The organism is Elusimicrobiota bacterium (assembly GCA_040757695.1).
In the GTDB taxonomy this organism is placed as follows: Bacteria; Elusimicrobiota; UBA8919; order UBA8919; family UBA8919; genus JBFLWK01.
On sequence record JBFLWK010000042.1, the window covers coordinates 1 to 19,063 of the forward strand.

General features: G+C 33.1%; 18 protein-coding genes. All 18 read right to left on the bottom strand.

Translation table 11 applies throughout. The annotated features are described in order from the left end of the window. Window positions 1-131: 131 nt before the first annotated feature. Window positions 132-1,550, bottom strand: a complete 1,419-nt coding sequence (locus AB1349_08225; protein ID MEW6557326.1) for a radical SAM protein — start codon at window positions 1,548-1,550, stop codon at window positions 132-134. 3 nt (window positions 1,551-1,553) lie between these two features. Further along, window positions 1,554-2,792, bottom strand: coding sequence for a radical SAM protein (locus tag AB1349_08230; protein MEW6557327.1), 1,239 nt, complete (start codon window positions 2,790-2,792; stop codon window positions 1,554-1,556). An 86-nt stretch (window positions 2,793-2,878) separates the two neighbouring features. After that, on the bottom strand, window positions 2,879-3,427 hold the full coding sequence (locus tag AB1349_08235; protein MEW6557328.1) for an NUDIX hydrolase: 549 nt from the start codon (window positions 3,425-3,427) through the stop codon (window positions 2,879-2,881). Continuing rightward, window positions 3,424-4,380 carry an NAD-dependent epimerase/dehydratase family protein gene (locus AB1349_08240; GenBank protein MEW6557329.1) on the bottom strand — a complete coding sequence of 319 codons (957 nt, stop codon included), beginning with the start codon at window positions 4,378-4,380 and terminating at the stop codon, window positions 3,424-3,426. Before AB1349_08240 ends, AB1349_08235 begins: the two co-directional genes overlap by 4 nt. Further along, window positions 4,377-5,354: an NAD(P)-dependent oxidoreductase gene (locus AB1349_08245; GenBank protein ID MEW6557330.1), complete on the bottom strand. Its 978-nt coding sequence runs from the start codon at window positions 5,352-5,354 to the stop codon at window positions 4,377-4,379. Before AB1349_08245 ends, AB1349_08240 begins: the two co-directional genes overlap by 4 nt. Continuing rightward, window positions 5,341-5,976: an HAD family phosphatase gene (locus AB1349_08250; protein ID MEW6557331.1), complete on the bottom strand. Its 636-nt coding sequence runs from the start codon at window positions 5,974-5,976 to the stop codon at window positions 5,341-5,343. The genes AB1349_08245 and AB1349_08250 overlap by 14 nt, the downstream gene beginning before the upstream one ends. Next, window positions 5,977-7,521 carry a UxaA family hydrolase gene (locus AB1349_08255; GenBank protein MEW6557332.1) on the bottom strand — a complete coding sequence of 515 codons (1,545 nt, stop codon included), beginning with the start codon at window positions 7,519-7,521 and terminating at the stop codon, window positions 5,977-5,979. It lies immediately after the preceding gene. Beyond that, window positions 7,518-9,245: an NAD-dependent epimerase/dehydratase family protein gene (locus AB1349_08260; GenBank protein MEW6557333.1), complete on the bottom strand. Its 1,728-nt coding sequence runs from the start codon at window positions 9,243-9,245 to the stop codon at window positions 7,518-7,520. The genes AB1349_08255 and AB1349_08260 overlap by 4 nt, the downstream gene beginning before the upstream one ends. A gap of 24 nt (window positions 9,246-9,269) precedes the next feature. Beyond that, window positions 9,270-9,794: a type 1 glutamine amidotransferase domain-containing protein gene (locus AB1349_08265; GenBank protein MEW6557334.1), complete on the bottom strand. Its 525-nt coding sequence runs from the start codon at window positions 9,792-9,794 to the stop codon at window positions 9,270-9,272. Window positions 9,795-9,861: 67 nt separating this feature from the next. After that, entirely contained in the window at window positions 9,862-10,767 is a 906-nt protein-coding gene (locus AB1349_08270; protein ID MEW6557335.1) for a transketolase C-terminal domain-containing protein, read from the bottom strand. Continuing rightward, entirely contained in the window at window positions 10,728-11,588 is an 861-nt protein-coding gene (locus AB1349_08275) for a thiamine pyrophosphate-dependent enzyme (GenBank protein ID MEW6557336.1), read from the bottom strand. The genes AB1349_08270 and AB1349_08275 overlap by 40 nt, the downstream gene beginning before the upstream one ends. A 31-nt stretch (window positions 11,589-11,619) precedes the next feature. Further along, window positions 11,620-13,722: a GDP-mannose 4,6-dehydratase gene (locus tag AB1349_08280; protein ID MEW6557337.1), complete on the bottom strand. Its 2,103-nt coding sequence runs from the start codon at window positions 13,720-13,722 to the stop codon at window positions 11,620-11,622. Further along, a complete protein-coding gene (locus tag AB1349_08285; protein MEW6557338.1) occupies window positions 13,709-14,014 on the bottom strand; it encodes a hypothetical protein in 306 nt (101 codons plus the stop codon). The genes AB1349_08280 and AB1349_08285 overlap by 14 nt, the downstream gene beginning before the upstream one ends. Continuing rightward, window positions 14,007-14,945 (bottom strand): NAD-dependent epimerase/dehydratase family protein, encoded by a 939-nt coding sequence (locus tag AB1349_08290; GenBank protein MEW6557339.1) that lies wholly within the window; start codon window positions 14,943-14,945, stop codon window positions 14,007-14,009. Before AB1349_08290 ends, AB1349_08285 begins: the two co-directional genes overlap by 8 nt. Continuing rightward, complete coding sequence (locus AB1349_08295; GenBank protein MEW6557340.1) at window positions 14,942-16,102, bottom strand: DegT/DnrJ/EryC1/StrS family aminotransferase; 1,161 nt, start codon at window positions 16,100-16,102, stop codon at window positions 14,942-14,944. The genes AB1349_08290 and AB1349_08295 overlap by 4 nt, the downstream gene beginning before the upstream one ends. Beyond that, window positions 16,099-17,103, bottom strand: coding sequence for a kinase (locus AB1349_08300; protein ID MEW6557341.1), 1,005 nt, complete (start codon window positions 17,101-17,103; stop codon window positions 16,099-16,101). The genes AB1349_08295 and AB1349_08300 overlap by 4 nt, the downstream gene beginning before the upstream one ends. Before the next feature lie 3 nt (window positions 17,104-17,106). Continuing rightward, window positions 17,107-18,708, bottom strand: coding sequence for a radical SAM protein (locus tag AB1349_08305; protein MEW6557342.1), 1,602 nt, complete (start codon window positions 18,706-18,708; stop codon window positions 17,107-17,109). Next, on the bottom strand, window positions 18,705-19,063 hold a 359-nt coding region (locus tag AB1349_08310; GenBank protein MEW6557343.1), incomplete at its 5' end, for a hypothetical protein. The genes AB1349_08310 and AB1349_08305, both read right to left, overlap by 4 nt.

A 19,063-nucleotide genomic window follows, 5' to 3' on the forward strand; every position in this document is an offset into this window, starting at 1 on the left:
TGCTTGACTTAACTATTCATAGGAATTGTTCAGGTTTCTTGTGCATCCCTGTTTTACAGGGTTATTCCATTTTTGTCAATGAACAATATGTTTCAACATTTATTAGCAAAAATTTGCCAAACTACAGCATTTTAGTTTCCTTCTATTACGGATTGTTTTCCAGTTTTTTTTATGCAGGGTAAACTCTCTTCACACATAATCCTGAATTTTTGTAAATCTGCCACTTCTATTTCATATGGTTTCAGAAAAAAATGATTATACTTTGTGAAATAACGATTATCTGATAAGTATAAATTATCCGGGTCGGTATCAATTAAAAGATTATCGTCCGATGCTTGTTCAAACACGTCCGTTCCCGGAAATGGTACCAAATTCATAAGAAAAACCCTGTCAACATTTATTTCCTTAATCATATTATATGTATCCATCAATGTTTCCCATGTTTCTTCCGGCATTCCGATTATAAAAAATGCAGCTACATTTAGTTGTTTATACTTTTTGACAAGTTTTGTAATTTCAAATATCTTTTCCTGGGATAGATTTTTTCTCATTATTTTGTTGCGAATATAATCAGAGCCGCTTTCTATTGCTAAATAGGTTCTTACCATTCCTGCAGAAACCATAGCATCTAATACTTCTTCGTCCAAAGTATTTATGTTAAGTCCATTAGGTGTCTCAAATTGAATATCCAGTTTTCTATTTTTAATCTGATTACAAATTTCAAGAGTGCGTGGTTTGTTAAGTGTCATATTATCATCCATAAAAGAGAAATGCCTGTGGTCATATTTATTATAAACATACTCCATTTCATCTACTACATTTTGTGGTGTTCGTGGTCTCCATTTAGGTCCCATTGCGAGATACATAGAACAAAAATTACACCTGTTAGGACAACTCCTGCTGGATATTATCGGGACGGAGGTATTTATAGGAAGATTTTTAGGATTATGCCAGTTTGAAGTATCAACATAATAATCTTCTAAATTTACGAGATTATATGCTGGAAAAGGAATTGTATTTGGATTTTCTATAAAATGTTTTTTTGGATTTATAATAATTTCACTATTCTTCCTATAAGCAAAACCATCTATTTTATCAAAATCTGAACTTTTATTCTTTATTGTATTGACAAATTGTACGATTGATTCCTCTCCTTCGCTAAGAATAATATAATCAATAAAAGGACAATTGGTCAAAATTTCCAATGCATAAATTGTGGGGTGAATCCCGCCAATTATAATGGGAATCTTATCGAAGTTTTTTTTGCTAACTATTGACAGTTTTAGCAATTGTGGAAAATTTCCTGAAAATAAACATCCGAAGCCAATCAATTCCGGTTGAAATGTTGAAACAGTATTAACTAATATTTCTTCGTAATGCTTTTGGGGATTATCCAGGTTTTCATATTTGGGACATCTCAAGTCCAATATTTTTATTTCTTCGTCATTTTCTTGCAACACAGCAGATAGATACAGTAAGGCCGATGGAAGATAAACTTCCTTATTATAATAGTCTGGTGGTGCAGGTGGATTAACAAAAAGTATCTTCATAATTTAAAAAGGACCATAACCATTTTCTTTTATTCTTCGCTGTAATTCTAAATAATTATTGATTATTTGTTCATTAGTAAAAGTATTCCCCCATGATGCTTGTGCTTGATACTCAAAGGTCAGATTAGGAATTTCATCTTTATATCTGCTGAATAAATGCATAGTTTTACCCCAGTCAGTGTTAACCCATTTGAATCCATATTTCTGTGGATTATCATACATATCCGTTCCTGGTCTTACGGATAATAAACAAAGATAAACCCATGCAGGATTAGTTTCTTTAATAAATGTCCATGTTTGTTCAACTATATCATCTGCTTCTCCCGGAAGGCCAATAATCATATAGAGACGAACCTCAATATCATTATTTTGCAATAACTGAATTGCTTTTCTAGTTTGTGCTAATTTAATTTTTTTATTAATAATATCCAATGATTTTTGTGATACACTCTCCGCTCCTAAACAAATTATAACACAGCCAGATTCTCGTAACAATTTTGCAATTTCATCAGTAACAGTTTCAACTCTACATTGTGCTTTCCATACAATACCAGTTCTGCCAATTGCTTCTATATGGGGAATAGCTTTTTTGGGATTTGGTGGGAAACCAATTTCATCAAGCAAAGATATGGCTTTTATATTATAATCCTTCTTTAAGTATTCAATCTCTTCTTCAATTAACTCAGGTTTTCTAAATCTTAATCTTGGTCCATGTCTATATTTTTCAACTGCTGGCATATAACAAAACGCACATTTGTGAGAACAACCACGACTAAAAATTACTGTCGTACTTAGCAAATTTTCATATCCTTTTTTATTTTTCACTGAAATCAATCCCGGATGTGATACAGTTGAATTAGGGAGCCATTTCCTTTTTGGATACGGATAAATATTGATATCTATTGGCATTTCCTGATAATAATTTTTTTTTAAGTTATTGTCTAAAAAGTCATTTACAGATTTAATAATTGATTCTTCCCCGTCTCCAAGTATTAGGGAATCAAATATTTCCAGGCATTCTTCTTGAAATACGGCAGCATGAGGACCGCCAGCAATATGTTTTGCCTTCGGATAGCGTGCTCTTAAATTTTTTACTATAGATATCTGTTCATTGTAATCCAGTGTATAAACGGAATGAAGATAAACATCACATTCAGGAATGTGATAAATTGCAAACTCTTTTTTTATTCCCCGTAAATCCGGTAAACAAAGTTCAAGTTTATTACCAAAATGTTCCTCCAATACAGTCAATATTTGAAAATGTGTATGCGGGTCTCCTCTGAATGGGTCGTGTAAATAATCACTGCTTGGGAAAATGAATCCTATTTTCAACATAATTTTATCTTTGCAAGTGTAAGTGCTGTAATAACCCCCATTGAAATAATCTCCCCTTTTTTTATAGCATTTATTATTTCCTTTTCAGTCATCAAAATAATTTCCATATCTTCCAAGTCATTAGAAACTGGTTTTACAATTTGTTTTGCATTATCAGCAAAGAAGAAAGATACTTTACAACAAACCTGATGAACATGCGTTACAAAACTGCCGAGCGCTCGCCAGTTATTTGATGAATAGCCAGTTTCTTCCAATAGTTCTCGTTTTGCTGTCTGTAATGGTTTTTCATCTTTTTCAATTATCCCGCCTGGTAAAACAATGCTGACTTTTTTGAAACCGTGGAAGTACTGACGAGACATTACCACTTTATTTTCATTTGTGCGTGCCACTGTTACAACAGATTCTGGCAGATAAACTTGGTAATAATCATTTATGATTCTGCCATCAGGCAATTTTATTTTTTGAACAGAAACTGTTAAGCGGTCTTTAACAGAGAAAACATTCTTTTCAGATATAACTTTCCAGCAGAGATTCTTTTTCATATCTTGTAATTATTTTTATACCATTGTATTGTTTTTTTGATTCCTTCATCCAAAGATACTTTTGGAATCCAACCAAGTTTTTCTTTTGCTTTGCTTGTGTTAAGACAAAGTTTTGTTTTAATTGTCGGTTTGGTTAAATCGTATTCTATAGAAACATTCTTGTTGGAATATTTAATAATTTTTTTAACTAGGTTGCTTATTGAAATGGAACTTCCATAGCCAACATTGAAAAGCTCAAATTTATTTTTTTGTTTGTAAATTGCAAGTTTCACAAAATCAACAAGGTCGGAAACGTGCAATAAATCTCTTTCCTCAGTTCCTTCACCCCAGACAACAATTTTTTCATCTTCTTTTGCAGTCATAACTTTTGTTACGGTTGCACCAAAAACATGCGACTTTTCAAGATCGTATTTATCATATGGTCCATAAATGTTGGAATGTCTTATGACGGTAAATTTTGTATCGCTGATCCGTGAATAAAATTCACACATCTTTTCATTGTAGACCTTCATCCACGCACCACCGAAATAACTCGGATAAATTTCCTTATTTGCATCAAAATCTGTTTCTTTTACAGGCACATTGCTTGATTGATACATAACTGTGCAACTGAAAAAAATAAGATGAGATATTTTATGCTCATATGTAGACCGAAAAATCAATGCGTTCATTATAGTATTGTCTGTAACATGATAATACGGCTTGTTGATAATGTCCTTTGCCCCAGAAGTGGTTGCCGCTGCCTGAATTATAATATCCATTCCTTTTATTACTTTTTCAACATCGTTTTTATCAGTGAGGTCTGCTTTAATCATTTTTATTTTCGAATTTTTCAACGGTTCCGATTTCAGATATGTTCCATAAACTTCAAACCCCTCGTTTTCAGCAAGTGCTTCAGCGATGTTCCTGCCTATAAAACCGGTGCTTCCACAGACAAGAATTTTCTTTTTCATTTTTTCCAGGTATCCTTATTTTTTATCCACCAGTCAACAGTTTTTTTAATTCCTTCTTCAGTAGTATATTGTGGTTGCCAGCCAATGATATTTTTTATTTTTGAAATATCAAGTGCCCTAAACTTGATTGTAGTCGGTTTACTTAAATCATAATTTATTTTTGATGGTTTATGGCCTGAATATTTTAATGCCCAATTGACTACATCACCAACGGTTGTTTTTATACCTGAGCCAAGATTGAACACATCAAATTTTATATCTGCCTTCTCTAATAACATCACAATTGCTCTCGCAAAATCTTCTGAATAAATAACATCTCTTATAACATCAGGACTGCCCCAAACCTCAAAAGGGTCAAGTTTATCAACCGCCTTGCGAATAATAGCTGGAATGAAATAAGACCTTTCCGGATTAAAACTTGAATAAGGACCAAAGATATTTGCTGCTCTGACAATCAAAATTTCCATCCCGGTTTTCTCATGCCAGAATTGACATAATTTTTCAATAAATCTTGACAGCCAACCATATCCGAAATAAGCAAGAGATGGTTCTTTATTCAAGTCCAATTCATTTTCTTTTATGTATCCTTCAAACTCCTGATAGACTGCTGAGGTGCAGATGTAAATTACCCGTTTGATATTTTCGTAAAAAAATGCTTCCAACATTTGGGTATTCATAATTATATTGTCATTTAGAAATTCCCACGGTTGGGCAGTCATAACTTTAGAGCCACCCGAATGTGATGCAGCCATAATTGCACAGTCGCAACCTTTTGCTATTTTACGACACTCTTCTTTTTCTCGTAAATCCACCTTAACATATTCAATTCGTTTATCTTTAATAAAGGGTTCTGTTACTCTATATGATGCACGGATTTTTGTAGAAGGATAATTATTAAGTAGGTGTTCTAAAATCGCTGAACCAACTGAACCCGTTGCACCTGCTAAAAATACTAATTTATTATTCAAGTACATATTTCAGCTCTACCAAATTGTTTATTATTTTGTCTGCTTTTTTTAGATATTTTTTATTAAGTGTTGAACAAACTGCAATACAATATATACCTGCTCTTTTTGCTGATTCAATTCCTAATGGAGCATTTTCAACCACCAGACATCGTGATGGTTCAACCTTCAGTTTTTTTACAGCAGTTAAATATGGTATCGGATTGGGTTTGCATTTTTTGATTTTGTCACCAGTTATAACCACATCAAAAAATTTTAGAAACTTTTTTAATGATTTTTTTATTCTTTCAAAAATTCCCCCGGAAACCAAACCCAATAGATAACCATTTTTTTTTAATTTTGGAATCAGATGTTTCACTCCGGGATATAATGAAAATTTGTTATTTTGAATATAAGATTTTTCCTTTAATTTAACTATTTTACTTACCAAGTTTAAATTTTTTGAATTTTGTCGTAAAAAATGTTCTGCAATTTTTTCTACACTCATACCTTCAAGCAAAAAATATTCTGTCTTATCTATTTCTATACCATATTTAGAAAACGCATAATTCCATGCTTTATAGTTGTCTTCCATTGTTTTCCCGATAACACCGTCAAAGTCAAAAAGTACTGCTTTATATTTTTTTTTCATCTACAAAGATAGTTTCCCAGCAGACCATATTTGGAATGAACGTTTTTTTAGTATTTCTGCCTTTGTTTTTTTACCGGAAGCGGTATCAATTACTAAATCCAGTAATTTATCGCTAACTTTATCTGCAGTGGTTTCTTTTTTCAGTAATTGCCCCGCATCAAAATCAATATCATCATTCATTTTTTTGTAAAGTTCAGTCCGGGAAGATATTTTAATTACAGGTGTGATAAGATTTCCTTCGGTTGCGCCAATACCTGTTGAAAAAAGAATAATGTTTGCGCCTGAAGCAACTATTCCTGTCATTGATTCTAAATCATTACCAGGTCCGTTCATAATTGACAGTCCATTTTTTTTTATTCTCTCTGCATAATTAACAAAATCAACTATTTCTGAACTTCCACCCTTTAATATTGCGCCCAAACTTTTTAGTGTTAAATTTACAAGACCGCCTTTTTCATTTCCAGGGACAAAATTTCCTTTCAGCGAAACACCAAGTTTTTCAGCTAAATCTTTATAGTAATTCATTCCTGCAATAAACTTTTTAGCCACTTTTTTTGTTTGCATCCGCTTTATAAGATTTATTTCTGCACCTACCATTTCCGGCATTTCTGACAGGATAGCAGACCCACCGGAGGAAATTATTTTGTCTACAACATTCCCAATTAATGGGTTCGCAGTAATACCTGAAAAAGTATCAGATGCACCGCATTCAGTGCCAACCACAAGATTGTTTATAAAAACTTTCTGCCTTGTAATGTTGTTAACTCTTTTTAATTTTTTAAGTATTATATTTTTACCTGCAATAATACTTTTAGTTGTTCCACCTAAATCCTGTATAGATAAAAAATCTATTGGTTTTTTGTATATCTGCAAATTACCCAAGTATTTAGAAATCAATTGTTTATTTGTTTTTTCACAGCCGAGGTCAATAATTAAAATACCGCCTACATTGGGATGTGCAATCGTATTTCTTAAAGTTAAAAGTAATCTATCAATGATTTCGCCATCGTTACAACCGCAACCTTCTGTGTGTACAGCTGCAACAATACCATCTATATTTTTATATTTTTTTTTCAAGAATTCATTAGTATCCAGTGAAACAGCAATTTTTGATGCAACATCACTTGCACATAATGATGTTGGAACTACAAGATAAAAATTCCGAGTTCCTATTTGTCCGTCAAACCGTTTGTAGCCCAAAAATGTTTTGTCAATATGTTCGCATTTTCTTTTGTTGATGTTAATTCGTGGTTTATTAAAAATCTTTTTAACTGCTGTTTCATAGTTAAATATATAATTGCGCACATTATGTTTGCTGATTATTTCGCCCTTTTTTATTCCTGTTGATAGTCCGAATGAATAACCATACTGTTTTACCGTTTTACCTTTTGGAATATCGGCTAAAGCGAACCGATGTCCTTGAGAAATAAAATCAAGAATTTTTAATTTTTTGCCTATTACTATTCCTTTTTTTATATCTTTTTTTGCAATTGCAGTGTTGTCTTTTTCTGACATAATGATTGCGACATCAGAAATTTTGGTCATTTGTCATTTGTTATTGTTTTTAGCAAAACAGTTTTTTCAACAATGTGTAGCCCTTTAATTGTTGATAACACATCTATTTTTTGAGTGTCGCCAGTGTCTAGTAATATATTGTTCTCATTATCAAGCAATTTTCCTCTACAAACTGTATAAAGTCCATTTTCTTTCAAGTCAAAATGTTGAAGAAATTCATTGTTATTTGTAAAAACTTCAAATGTAACAATAAATCTATCAGTATTATGGAAATATTTTTTGTATAAATTGGGTTCTTCAAAATAAAAATAATCATAGTTTTCAAGATTTTGTGTTTGCATTTCTGTTATACCTTCATAGCCATAGGTAACCCTGCCGTATCTGTCTTCAAGTCGGACAAGGTCGGTTTTATTTGGTGGGTTTTCAATTTCTAACAGAAACAAACCATTGTCAGACAGTACCTTTGTGAAATGAAACACACCTTTTTCAATAATTATCGCATCACCTCCTTTTAAATAATTATAAGACAGAAATGTATTACTCATCGCTTTCCCTGATAGTATAATCAGTGATGTTTTCTTTTGTGGATGGCAATGCATAGAGGTTGAATTCCCTTTTTCCAAATATAAAAGCCAAACGGATGTCTCATTATTTTCAAATACAAGGAATTCATAACCCCAAGGTTTTGAAACCACTTTATTTTTGTAACTTTCCGGCTGGATATTGACGGCGATTTTGGTATCCACTGATTTTATTCGGTTCAGAGCAATGGTATCTTTTTCGCATAATTTGATATTATGTATCTTTGAAGTTCTTACTTCTTTTTTTTCTATTTCATCTAAAAAGGAATTGTATGCAATCCTGATACCTGTTGCTAAATCAGTTTTTGTTTGCCAACCTAAATTTTTTATTTTTGATACATCTAAAAGTTTTTTAGCCACACCATCAGGTTTGGTTTTGTCAAAAGTTATTCTACCGTTAAAATCGACAACTTTTTTTATTGTTTCTGCTAATTCAAGGATACTACATTCTCTTCCAGTGCCGATGTTGAGAAAATCAGTTCCTGAATAATTCTGCATCAAAAAGATACAAGCATCTGCGAGGTCGTCAACAAACAGAAAATCTCTTACAGGATTTCCTGTCCCCCAGATTATAACCTCGCCAGAATTTGATACTTTAGCATCGTGAAATTTTTTTATCAATGATGGAACAACCTGTGCATTCAAAATATCATAATGCTGATGTGGTCCATATACATTAGGTGCAATAGCAACTATGAAATCAGTTCCGTACTGACGATTATATGACTCGCACAATTTGATACCAGCAAGTTTAGCGACAGCGTAAGGCGCACAGGTGTCTTCAAGTGCGCCCGTTAATAAATGTTCTTCTTTCATTGGTATTTGATAATTTTTTGGGTAAGCATCCGCAGAACTTAAGAATAGCAATTTTTTTACTTCGTTTAAAAATGACTGATGGATTACATTGTTTTGTATCATTAAGTTTTCATAAATAAAGTCAGCACGATAGGTATTGTTTGCAAAGACACCACCCATTTTTGCAGCTGCCAAAAATACATAGTCAGGTTTTTCTCGTTCAAAAAATGTTTTTACCTGCTCCTGCTCACAGAGGTCTAATTCGGAATGTTTCACCGTGATGATATTTGTGAACCAGTTTTTTATCAATTGTCTAACTATCGCAGAACCAACCATTCCGGTATGTCCTGCTACATAGATTTTGGCAGTTTTATTCATGGTTTTATCTGCGTAATCTGTTTTTTAATCCGTATCAATCGGAGGTTTGAATTTTTTAAGGGTTTCTCTCATCCAGTCGCCATTATATTTATAGTGAGGTGCCGAAATAATGTTACCATCCACAACCACCGGTGCATCTATATATTCTGCGCCTGCATTGATTACATCATCTTTAATACCAATATACGCTGATATTTTTTTACCTTTAACAATACCAGCTGAAATTAAAATCCATGGTCCGTGACAGATTGTAGAAATTATTTTTTTCTTTTCGTTCATTGCTTTCACAAAATCCAGCACTTCTTTTATCTGTCTTACTCTATCGGGTGCTTCATGCCCACCTGGTAAAACCACCAAATCATAATTAGATTCATTTAGTTCGTTAACATCAACAGTTGGCTTACACGGTACTCCATATTTTCCTTTAACATGTTGTTTATCTTTAACTGCCACATCCACCCTAAAACCTGCTTCCTGCAGACGATAAAATGGATAAATAAATTCTTCATCCTGAAAATTCGGTCCTGTAATAATAACAGCGCGTTTCATTTTTTCCTCCATCTAACAATTCCAGAATTTCACAATTCCAGAATTTCAGAAAAGTGAAATTCAGTTTCTATTCAGTTTTGTGTAACATATTCTTTACTGTTTCGTAAATTCGTTTTGCATCCGGTGTTGGATTTCTTAACGGTTCACACAAACATTTTGTTCTATCGTAAAGTCCAAGTGCTTTCACGGAGTTTCCTGTTGCCTGATTTAGTTGATATGCAATTGATTGCGAAGCGCCCGCTATTTCATAAGCGACATCTATAACCAATCCAAGTTTTGTTTGATTTAGTGGTTCAATTATCCGTTCATCGAGAAGAAATGGTTTTAACCAAACGATGTGGACGATATTACATTTTATGCTATCCTTTTCAAGTAATTGTGCTGCTTTTGACACTTCAAATCTTGTTGCCGATATTGGAAACAATGTTATATCTGCATTTTTTTTGATAACATCGGGTAATTCTTCCGTATTTAAATAACTGGTTCGGTGTTCGCTACAAAAAAACGGGTCATCGTGTTGCATAAAATCATTCCATGCTTGTTGATATTCATTCGGTGTCATCGGTGAACACACACGAAAACCAGGGAAATGCATATAGATGCTATGTAAAACACCAGAGTGTACAGGACCAAAGTTTTCTGCTGCAATTGCCCTCACAAATATAGGTGCAGATACGCCATGCAACTCTTTTGTTTTTGCAGCAAAAAAAATCAGAGGGCTACCATTCAGTATAAGAAAATCCTGGAATCTAATAACAAAAATTGGTCGCCGTCCTACTAACGCACATCCTACAGCAATACCTGCTCCTGCAACATCTGTCATCGGCAGTTCAACTATTCCCGGACAGTCAGGCACAGTATTGTTAACCCAGCCAACAGCAGACAAACACTCACCTAAGACCAGTCCGTTATTTTCAGTCAAATGTTTTCTTGTTATCTCTTTAATAGTTTCTGCAACAGTTTTCTGTCCCATAATTTTTCCATTGACAGTTTTATTTCATTTTCAATTTTTTTTGCCTCTTGTAAAAGCCCCAGTTTTTTTAGGTCATCTTTTACAATTTGAAATCTGTCCCACTCAGGCGGACCGTCAATACCAACGCTATTATGCCAGTAAATTCTACATGTATGGATATTCATAAAAGCCGGTAAGTTATTTTTTAATTCTTGTGTTTTTTTATAAATTGTCCAAGGATCATCCGAAATATCAACAGCCGGCATCCCCAGTGCTTTTGCCACATTGGTTACACTCCACGACCTTCTTACTTGAACAGTGGTTAAGATAGATAAATTATTATCTTCGCAAACAAACAGGACAGGTAATTTATGAGTCACTGCAAATCCCATAGCAGGATATATATAATCTTCTTCAGCAGCGCCATCTCCAAAAAAGGTTACGACTGGTTTTCCGCTTCCCAGTGCCGCACCAACTGCCTGTGGTACATTTTCACCAATTAAACCATGATGTCCAAACATAGTTATATTATTCTCGTGACATTGAATACAATTAGATCCTGCTCTACCACCACTTGTCCCCGTTGGTAACCCCAATAGTTCATCACGTAGTTTTTCAGGATCTCCGCCGAATGTTAAATAAACAGCATGACAACGATGCTGTGCAAAAATCATAAATTCAGGAATTATCAATGACATCGCCGCAGGAATTGATTCTTCGCCTGATGATAAATATAGAAAATTGGTAATAAACTTTTCTCTAAAAGCATCAATTGCGTCCAGTTCAAAATATCTGACAAGACATATCCGTCTGAAAATTTCAAGTAATATATCTTTTTCCAAAGATTTAGTGCTGTCTGAAATTATTCCAAAATTATATGACCGCATATTTTTTTACTTCGTTTCTGCAATAGTCAAGTAAATGCTGAACGCTTTCCTTGAAACTATATTTCGGTTTCCAGCCGGTTTGTTTTGTGAATTTTGTCGTGTCAGGAATTTGAAGTGTTACATCGGCGGGTCTGAACAATTTTTTATCAGGTCTTGCCGGGATTTTACAGGTTGACAGTTTTTTTAATTCTTCAAGATACTCCTCGACTTTCATAACGGTGGTTCCGCCGATATTGTATGCTTCACCAAATTCGCATTTTTTTGTCGCAACCCAGTATGATTCCATCGCATCCCTGACATCAATAATTGTTCTCACAGAATCAAGATTACCGTGCAGAAGCATTTTTTGGAGTCCTGCTTCAATTCTCGCTACCTGCATTGCAAAAGAAGTAGCAAAAAGATCTCTTCTTCTCGGATTAAGATATGCAAACATTCTGGTTCTTATGATTTTCATATTATAACTTTTGAAATATGTATAACCCATCAAATCCTGTGTAACTTTTGAGATAGCGTAAGGGCTTGCAGGATTGAAAGGGCAGGTTTCTTTTATAGGCACATTTTTTTTGTCAACCTGACCGTATACTTCCGAAGAATTTCCACAGAAAACTGTTTTCCCGTTCCTTCTTACTACAAAATTATGCGTGCCTTCTATTTCTAAACACCATATCTTTCCTTTATAAGTAGTCTCTTTAATATTCCTACCTTCTACCAATCTGGACTTTTTAGAAATTGAAAAGGTATATAAATCTCTCGCTTTTTTTATCTGCCTTTGACCAAATCTCCCCAATTTTGGATTCTTATTTTTGCACACAGTAACAAATCTTCCTGTGAACAAACATAGTTTTGTAAAAGATTCGACCAGCTTTTCGGAAACAGTGTGAAATCTTTCCCCCGTGGTATAATAATACCCATCAGAATCAATTAACCCTTTATATAAAAAATCCAAATAATAACTGTCATACTCAAAAATCCAGTCTGGAATATTTTTAGCAGCAGAGGAATGTCCTACATCATCAAAAAATTTAACAAAGTCTTTAGAACTGAAATAAATCTCATTTTTATATAGTTTGTAATTTATGCCCAGCCTATTCAGACAATTTATGGCCGACAACCGAGATTTATCTCTTTCGGGTATAGCCAAGAATACTCTGTACGAATGTTGAACGCTTTCTTCTATTAAACCAAATTTTCCGGCAATAAATCTTCCTTTTTTATTTCTAGATAATTTTAGAAAATCCGAGCGATTCAATCCTGACTTATTATTAGATTTTTTTAATGACATTCCACTGTATCCATCTCCTATGTAAAGACCGGTCAAATATAAGACATCTTTTGTAGAGTAGAATTTATTGCCTACTCTTATTTTATCTTCCATCTTACCTCTGTAATTACCCTTTGGAAAATAAAATCTACTTTTGGGGGCTTTCAAATCTTTGACTTTCTGAAAAAACAATTTACCATTAGGTTTCTTACTAAAGATTATATTGTGATTGGGCGTTATTAACAAATCTACGCTCCTTCCTTTTATAGATTTCATCGCACTTTCGTAGTATTGTATTATGATCTTTTTTATTGGTCTATAACTCACCTCTTTCGTATCTGGATCTATACTTATCACTAAATCATCTTTTTTAATCTTATCGTATTTGAGAAACCCTCGTTTGGTAAGAACCTCAGTATCTTTGTCATAACAACTGCACAACTGTATGATTGGAGAAATTTTAGCCATCTTTATCGCTTCAAGAAGATTGGCAGTTGACATTACATTGTTGTTAATGACAGAAAGCGGCGTTTCAAACGATGCACGGACATTTGCGTAAGATGCGAGATGAAAAATCGCGTCCGGTTTAACTTTTTTCAATATGGAGAAAACGGAAGAAAAATCGGTTAAATCGCATTCATGCAAAATAATTTTATCTATTGATTTTTCCAGATTTTTTAGTGATGAGGTACTGTGCCATCTTGAAATACCGTGTAGTTCAACTTCAGGCTGATTTTCAACAATATAATCTGCGAGATAACTTCCACCCGAGCCCGTTATTCCAGTAATAAGCGCTTTTTTAATGATTCTGTCTTTAGTTTTTTTCATTTTTTGTAGCGTCCCATTTTATATGGGACGAATATAATATTTTGACCATGAATATGGATAATCGTACCAATTCTTTACAATTCCTTTTCTTATAGGAAACAATTATTTCGTCCCAGTTAAACTGGGACGCTACATTGGATATCTCTTTAAAAACTACCTCAGCATAGTTAATATAAGAAAATATTGGTTTCCTATTAAAGGTGCCGATAATTATATGTAAAGGATAAAGTATGTTAGTATAATCTACATCTTTTAATCTCACACACCTGCTTTTACCAAAAGTTTTATACATTTCCATACTTGCTGTTTTTTATTATTGTATAACCCTTTATAAGTTCTTTTATTCCATCATCAAGCGAAAATTCCGGTTTGAAACCAGTTTTTTCCATTTTTTCATTTGAGACGATGTAATCCCGTTTATCAGTATCTTCGCCGACGGGCGCTTCTAGATATACAAAGTCAGGAATATGTTTTTTTATTCTTTGGCAGAGTTCAAGTTTAGAAAGATTAGCATCAGACAATCCGACATTATACGGCTCATTTTTCATCTTGTCAAAGTTGTCAATTGCATGAGCAAATGCCTTTGCAACATCTCTAATATGTATAAAATTCCGTCTGAAATGTGCTTCAAATAAAACAATGAATCTGTCATTTACGGCACGATAGACAAAATCGTTTACCAGTAAATCCAGCCGCATTCTTGGTGACATTCCGAACGCTGTTGCCAAACGAAAAGTTATTGAGTTGTCTCTGTTAAGGACAATTTTTTCTGCCTCTGCTTTTGTTTTACCATAAAGCGATATTGGTCTTAACGGTGTTTCTTCCGTGCAGAGTTTATCTTTTTCACCGATACCGTATCCGCTATTTGTCGTCGGATATATTATTTGCTGGGTTTTAGATGTATTATCAGTGATAAGTTTGATTGCATCAACATTTATCGTTTTTGCGCCAATTTTATCATTATTACAAAGTGGTGCGCCAACCAGAGCTGCTAATGGAATTATTATATCCGCATTTTTTAACAACGGCAGAATAATTTTTTCATCACGCACATCGCCTCTTAAGATGCTAAAATTATTATCATAACAGCATTCTGCCAACGAATTCTGCGAATACATAAAACTGTCCACAACAGTTACTTTATTACCTAACGAAAGCAATTTTGGAACTAAAACTGAACCAAGATAGCCCGCCCCGCCTGTCACTAAAATTTTGTAATTCATAATTTTTTTAATGTTTTGTAAAGATAATCAATTTTATCTCTAATATCAAATGGATAATTACCGACGAAAAAGCCATTGTAATGTGCGATATCGGCGTTTGTTGATTTTGTATAACTGTAATCAAAATATTTCACAACATCATGTCTCAACATACAGCCGCCAGTTATAATTCTGTATTCTATATTTGCTTTTTTTAATTTTTCAAGCACTTTCTCTCGTATTATACCACTTTCAGGATTTACTATCATAGTGAAACAAAACCAGGAGCTTTTGCCGGTTTCTTTTTGGGTAATAAATCTTTTATCATTCCCAAAAACCGCTTTAAAATATTTTGCATTTTGTCGTCTGATTTTTAAGTATTTGCTTAATTTTCTAAGTTGGATTTTTCCAAGAGCACCTTGTATTTCCATTGGTCTAACATTATAGCCAGGCAGAATAAATCTGTATGCTTCAAAAAAGTCGTCATATTTTTTTTTATAGATACCACTGCTTTCAGAAATACCCCGTGTCCAGCCATGTGATCTTAACGATTTTGCCAGACAATAAAGTTTTTCATCGTTGGTAAGAATTAACCCGCCCTCAGTTGTTGAGATATGATGCGTGAAAAAAGTGCTGAAAGTATTTATCAGACCGAAAGTGCCTGTGTATTTACCATTAAACTTTGCACCCATTGATTCGCAATTATCCTCAAAAAGTATAATATTATTCTCACGACATATTTTTGTGATTTCGTCAAACTGGCAAGGGTTACCAAGAATACTGACTGCTACAACCATTTTTGTTTTTTTTGTTATTGTTTTTTGTAATTCGTTTGGATCCATATTAAGCGTATGTAAATCAACATCCACAAACTTCATTTTCAATCCGTACTGATAGAGCGGATAAAAAGTTGTACTCCATGAGATATTTGGAACTATAACCTCATCGCCTTGTTTTAGTGGATTTTCTTTTCGGTAAAAAAGCGAGGCAACCGCTATAAGATTTGCCGAGGAACCGGAGTTAACCATAACACAGTATTTCATCCCAAAATATTTTGCGAATTGTTCCTCAAATTCTTGAACTTGTTTGCCCATAGTAAACTGGTCACTTTTAATAACTTCAAGCATCGCCTGTTTTTCTTCTTTTGAGAATGTTGAATAAAGCAGTTCGTATTTCATAATTCAGCTGTATATGAAGGTCTATAAAAAATGATTTCTGAGCCAGAAAAATCAAATTCAAACGGTATATTCAGTAAATTTTTTAATGCATTTTTTACTTTTAATTGATTTTCTGGTTCCACATAAAAAAGCATAAAGCCACCGCCACCTGCTCCAAGGAGTTTCCCGCCTGCTGCGCCATTTTTTATACCTATTTCATATATTTCGTCTATAGAGGTATTACTGATTTTAGAAGATAAACTTCGTTTGAGTTTCCATGTCTCATTAAGAAGTTTCCCAAAAGAACTAAAATCAGGATTAGTTGAGGTTACGATATTATATGCTTCATCAACAAGTTCATTCATTTGATGTAGTTCCTTTTCATTTTTCTCAGTATTTTTTATTTGTTCTGCTGCTATTTCTGATGCATTTCTTGTTATTCCTGTGTAAAAAAGCATGAATTTTTGTTTAAAAACAGCCATATTTTCTTTTGTCATAATTACAGGTGTTACAATAATTTCACCATTTTTTAAAAAATCAATTTTGTTAAATCCCCCTTGTGCAGCAAAAACCTGGTCTTGGGAACCAACATTTTCATTTATTAAGTCTTGTTCAATATGAATAGCTAGGTGATATAGTTCCTTTTTAGATATAATTTTTCCTTCCAATGCATACATCGCTTTTAAGAGCCCGACGGTAAAAGTACTACTTGAGCCCATGCCAGATTTTGCTGGTATATCACCATCATAATGAATAGATATTCCTTTGTTATAGTCTAAATATTTTAATATTTCTCTTACAGCAGGATGTTTTATTTCTTCAATATTACTTATATTTTCTATGATAGAGTAAGCGATTATATGTTTATGTATAAAAAATGGAGGTAATTCTCTTACTATAAGATAACAGTATTTGTCAATTGCGGTACCGAGCACTTTTCCAGTGTAGTTTAAATACCAAGATGGATAATCAGTACCGCCACCGAAAAAGGATATTCTATGAGGGGTTCTTGTTATAATCATATTTTACTGCTCGTAGACCAATTCTTTATTTCTAAACCAATTTCTTAATATTTGATATATCTTTGGAGATAAATATTTTCTGAGAATACAGTTAACAATAAATCTTTTAGTACCGAATTGTATTTTTATAAATTTAGAAAATAAAATCGTTTCCACCACATTATCAAAAACTCTGTTTTTGTATCGCCATCTTTGAATTTTTGCTATAAGATAACCAATGTATCCTGTTGGATATACTGTAGATGAATTTGAATTGCGGATAAATTCTTTATACATTTTATATGATTTAAAATCTTTGAAAAAAATATGACCGAATAACAAATTTAGGTTGAAACACATTTTTGCGTATTTATTTGGCAGCCAGGTTACTTTTTTGTATGAGGTAAATGGTGCATTGTACTCTCCCCATTTCTCAAGAGTTGACGGCGTTTTGTAAGCATAGTCCTTTTTTAATAAATTGAAGATTGGAGTTCCTGGGAACGGTACCAATATATGAATCCCGAATAAAACTGATGAATTGTTATATGATATTTTATTAATAATATCAAATGTAGCATTTAAATCATTTTGTGTTTCAGTAGGGAAACAGCACATAAAATTTATCCTGTGAGGTATTTTGTAATTTTTTAAGTAATTGACAGTTCTAATTATTTGTTCAACAGTAATATCTTTTTTAATGATTTCGTCTAATAGTCTTTGGGAGCCTGATTCAGCACCGAAAGCCAGATAATCACAACCTGATTTTTTTATCACATCTACAAAATCAGTACCTAATTTTGTAATAGCATTATCAAATGTGTTGAATCTACAAAAGGAACTCCATCGTATTTTCAACCCTTTTTTAAGAATAGTTTTTAAAATTTCATAATTCCTATCAGGGTTTGTAAAAAATTCATCTTCATAACCGATATCGAAACTCGTTATATTATATTTTTTATAAAGATATTCTATTTCATCCACAACTTTTTCAGCACTCTTTGCTCTGTACTTTCTTTTGTGAAAAGCAGTACTGTAACAGAAACTGCATCTATATGGACATCCTCTGGATGTATGAATAGGGAGTTCGTAAGATTGTAAGATATTTTTACCGAGAAGATGATATGGCAAATCAAAATCTAATTTATTCATATCAATAAAATCTCTTGGTGGATTTACAATGATATTTTTTTCGGTGTCTTTATAAGCGATTCCTTTAACTTTAGATAAATCTTGTTTGTTTAATAAAGAGAGTGCAAGTTCCTGTACTGTTTCGTCACCCTCGCCAATAACTACTATATCAACCAGTTCGTTTTGTAAACATTCTTTGGGTAATAGAGAAGGGTGAACTCCACCCAAAACAATTGGAATTTTTTTATTGTAATTCTTTATCAGTTTTGCAGCCTGTAAACCATCTAAAATCATTCTACCAGTCAACATACTGATTCCAACAAAAAGATAATTCTCTGGTTTTATTTTATTGGGACTGTCAATTCCGAGATGAATGAAGGATACATCTATATTTTTTTTAAGTAGTGCTTGTGCAACATAAAGAAGTCCTATCGGGAAGGCAAATCCGCGTAATTTACTGCCTGGATAAACCAACAGTACTTTAGGATTGTTGTTCATATACGGATAATTATTTTTTCTAATTTTGCTTTTAATAACACATAAATTTTCTGTGCTTCTTCCAGTTTTAGTAAGAATGCCATTACAGTAAAAACGACTATTCCCGTTATTGCGGAACTGCTGACTTTTATTATTTGATTAAAAATTGTCGGTACAATGATAAAATTATTTAATTTCTGAAACATAACAATTATTGCTATTCCTGATATTCCGGCAAGAAAGGTTGTTCTGAGTAATGATTTAATTATGGATAATCCATGTAAATTTTTTATTTTTTTCTTTAAAATTATAAAATAAAAAATAACAGTAATAAAACATACTATTGATGAAGAAATTGCAATACCAGCCGCAGGGG

Excerpts from the sequence above, each read along its gene's own strand:
- AB1349_08225 (MEW6557326.1), bottom strand. The coding sequence starts at position 1,550 with ATGAAGATACTTTTTGTTAATCCACCTGCACCACCAGACTATTATAAT.
- AB1349_08235 (MEW6557328.1), bottom strand. The coding sequence starts at position 3,427 with ATGAAAAAGAATCTCTGCTGGAAAGTTATATCTGAAAAGAATGTTTTC.
- AB1349_08240 (MEW6557329.1), bottom strand. The coding sequence starts at position 4,380 with ATGAAAAAGAAAATTCTTGTCTGTGGAAGCACCGGTTTTATAGGCAGG.
- AB1349_08245 (MEW6557330.1), bottom strand. The coding sequence starts at position 5,354 with ATGTACTTGAATAATAAATTAGTATTTTTAGCAGGTGCAACGGGTTCA.
- AB1349_08250 (MEW6557331.1), bottom strand. The coding sequence starts at position 5,976 with ATGAAAAAAAAATATAAAGCAGTACTTTTTGACTTTGACGGTGTTATC.
- AB1349_08255 (MEW6557332.1), bottom strand. The coding sequence starts at position 7,521 with ATGACCAAAATTTCTGATGTCGCAATCATTATGTCAGAAAAAGACAAC.
- AB1349_08260 (MEW6557333.1), bottom strand. The coding sequence starts at position 9,245 with ATGAATAAAACTGCCAAAATCTATGTAGCAGGACATACCGGAATGGTT.
- AB1349_08265 (MEW6557334.1), bottom strand. The coding sequence starts at position 9,794 with ATGAAACGCGCTGTTATTATTACAGGACCGAATTTTCAGGATGAAGAA.
- AB1349_08270 (MEW6557335.1), bottom strand. The coding sequence starts at position 10,767 with ATGGGACAGAAAACTGTTGCAGAAACTATTAAAGAGATAACAAGAAAA.
- AB1349_08280 (MEW6557337.1), bottom strand. The coding sequence starts at position 13,722 with ATGAAAAAAACTAAAGACAGAATCATTAAAAAAGCGCTTATTACTGGA.
- AB1349_08285 (MEW6557338.1), bottom strand. The coding sequence starts at position 14,014 with ATGTATAAAACTTTTGGTAAAAGCAGGTGTGTGAGATTAAAAGATGTA.
- AB1349_08290 (MEW6557339.1), bottom strand. The coding sequence starts at position 14,945 with ATGAATTACAAAATTTTAGTGACAGGCGGGGCGGGCTATCTTGGTTCA.
- AB1349_08295 (MEW6557340.1), bottom strand. The coding sequence starts at position 16,102 with ATGAAATACGAACTGCTTTATTCAACATTCTCAAAAGAAGAAAAACAG.
- AB1349_08300 (MEW6557341.1), bottom strand. The coding sequence starts at position 17,103 with ATGATTATAACAAGAACCCCTCATAGAATATCCTTTTTCGGTGGCGGT.
- AB1349_08305 (MEW6557342.1), bottom strand. The coding sequence starts at position 18,708 with ATGAACAACAATCCTAAAGTACTGTTGGTTTATCCAGGCAGTAAATTA.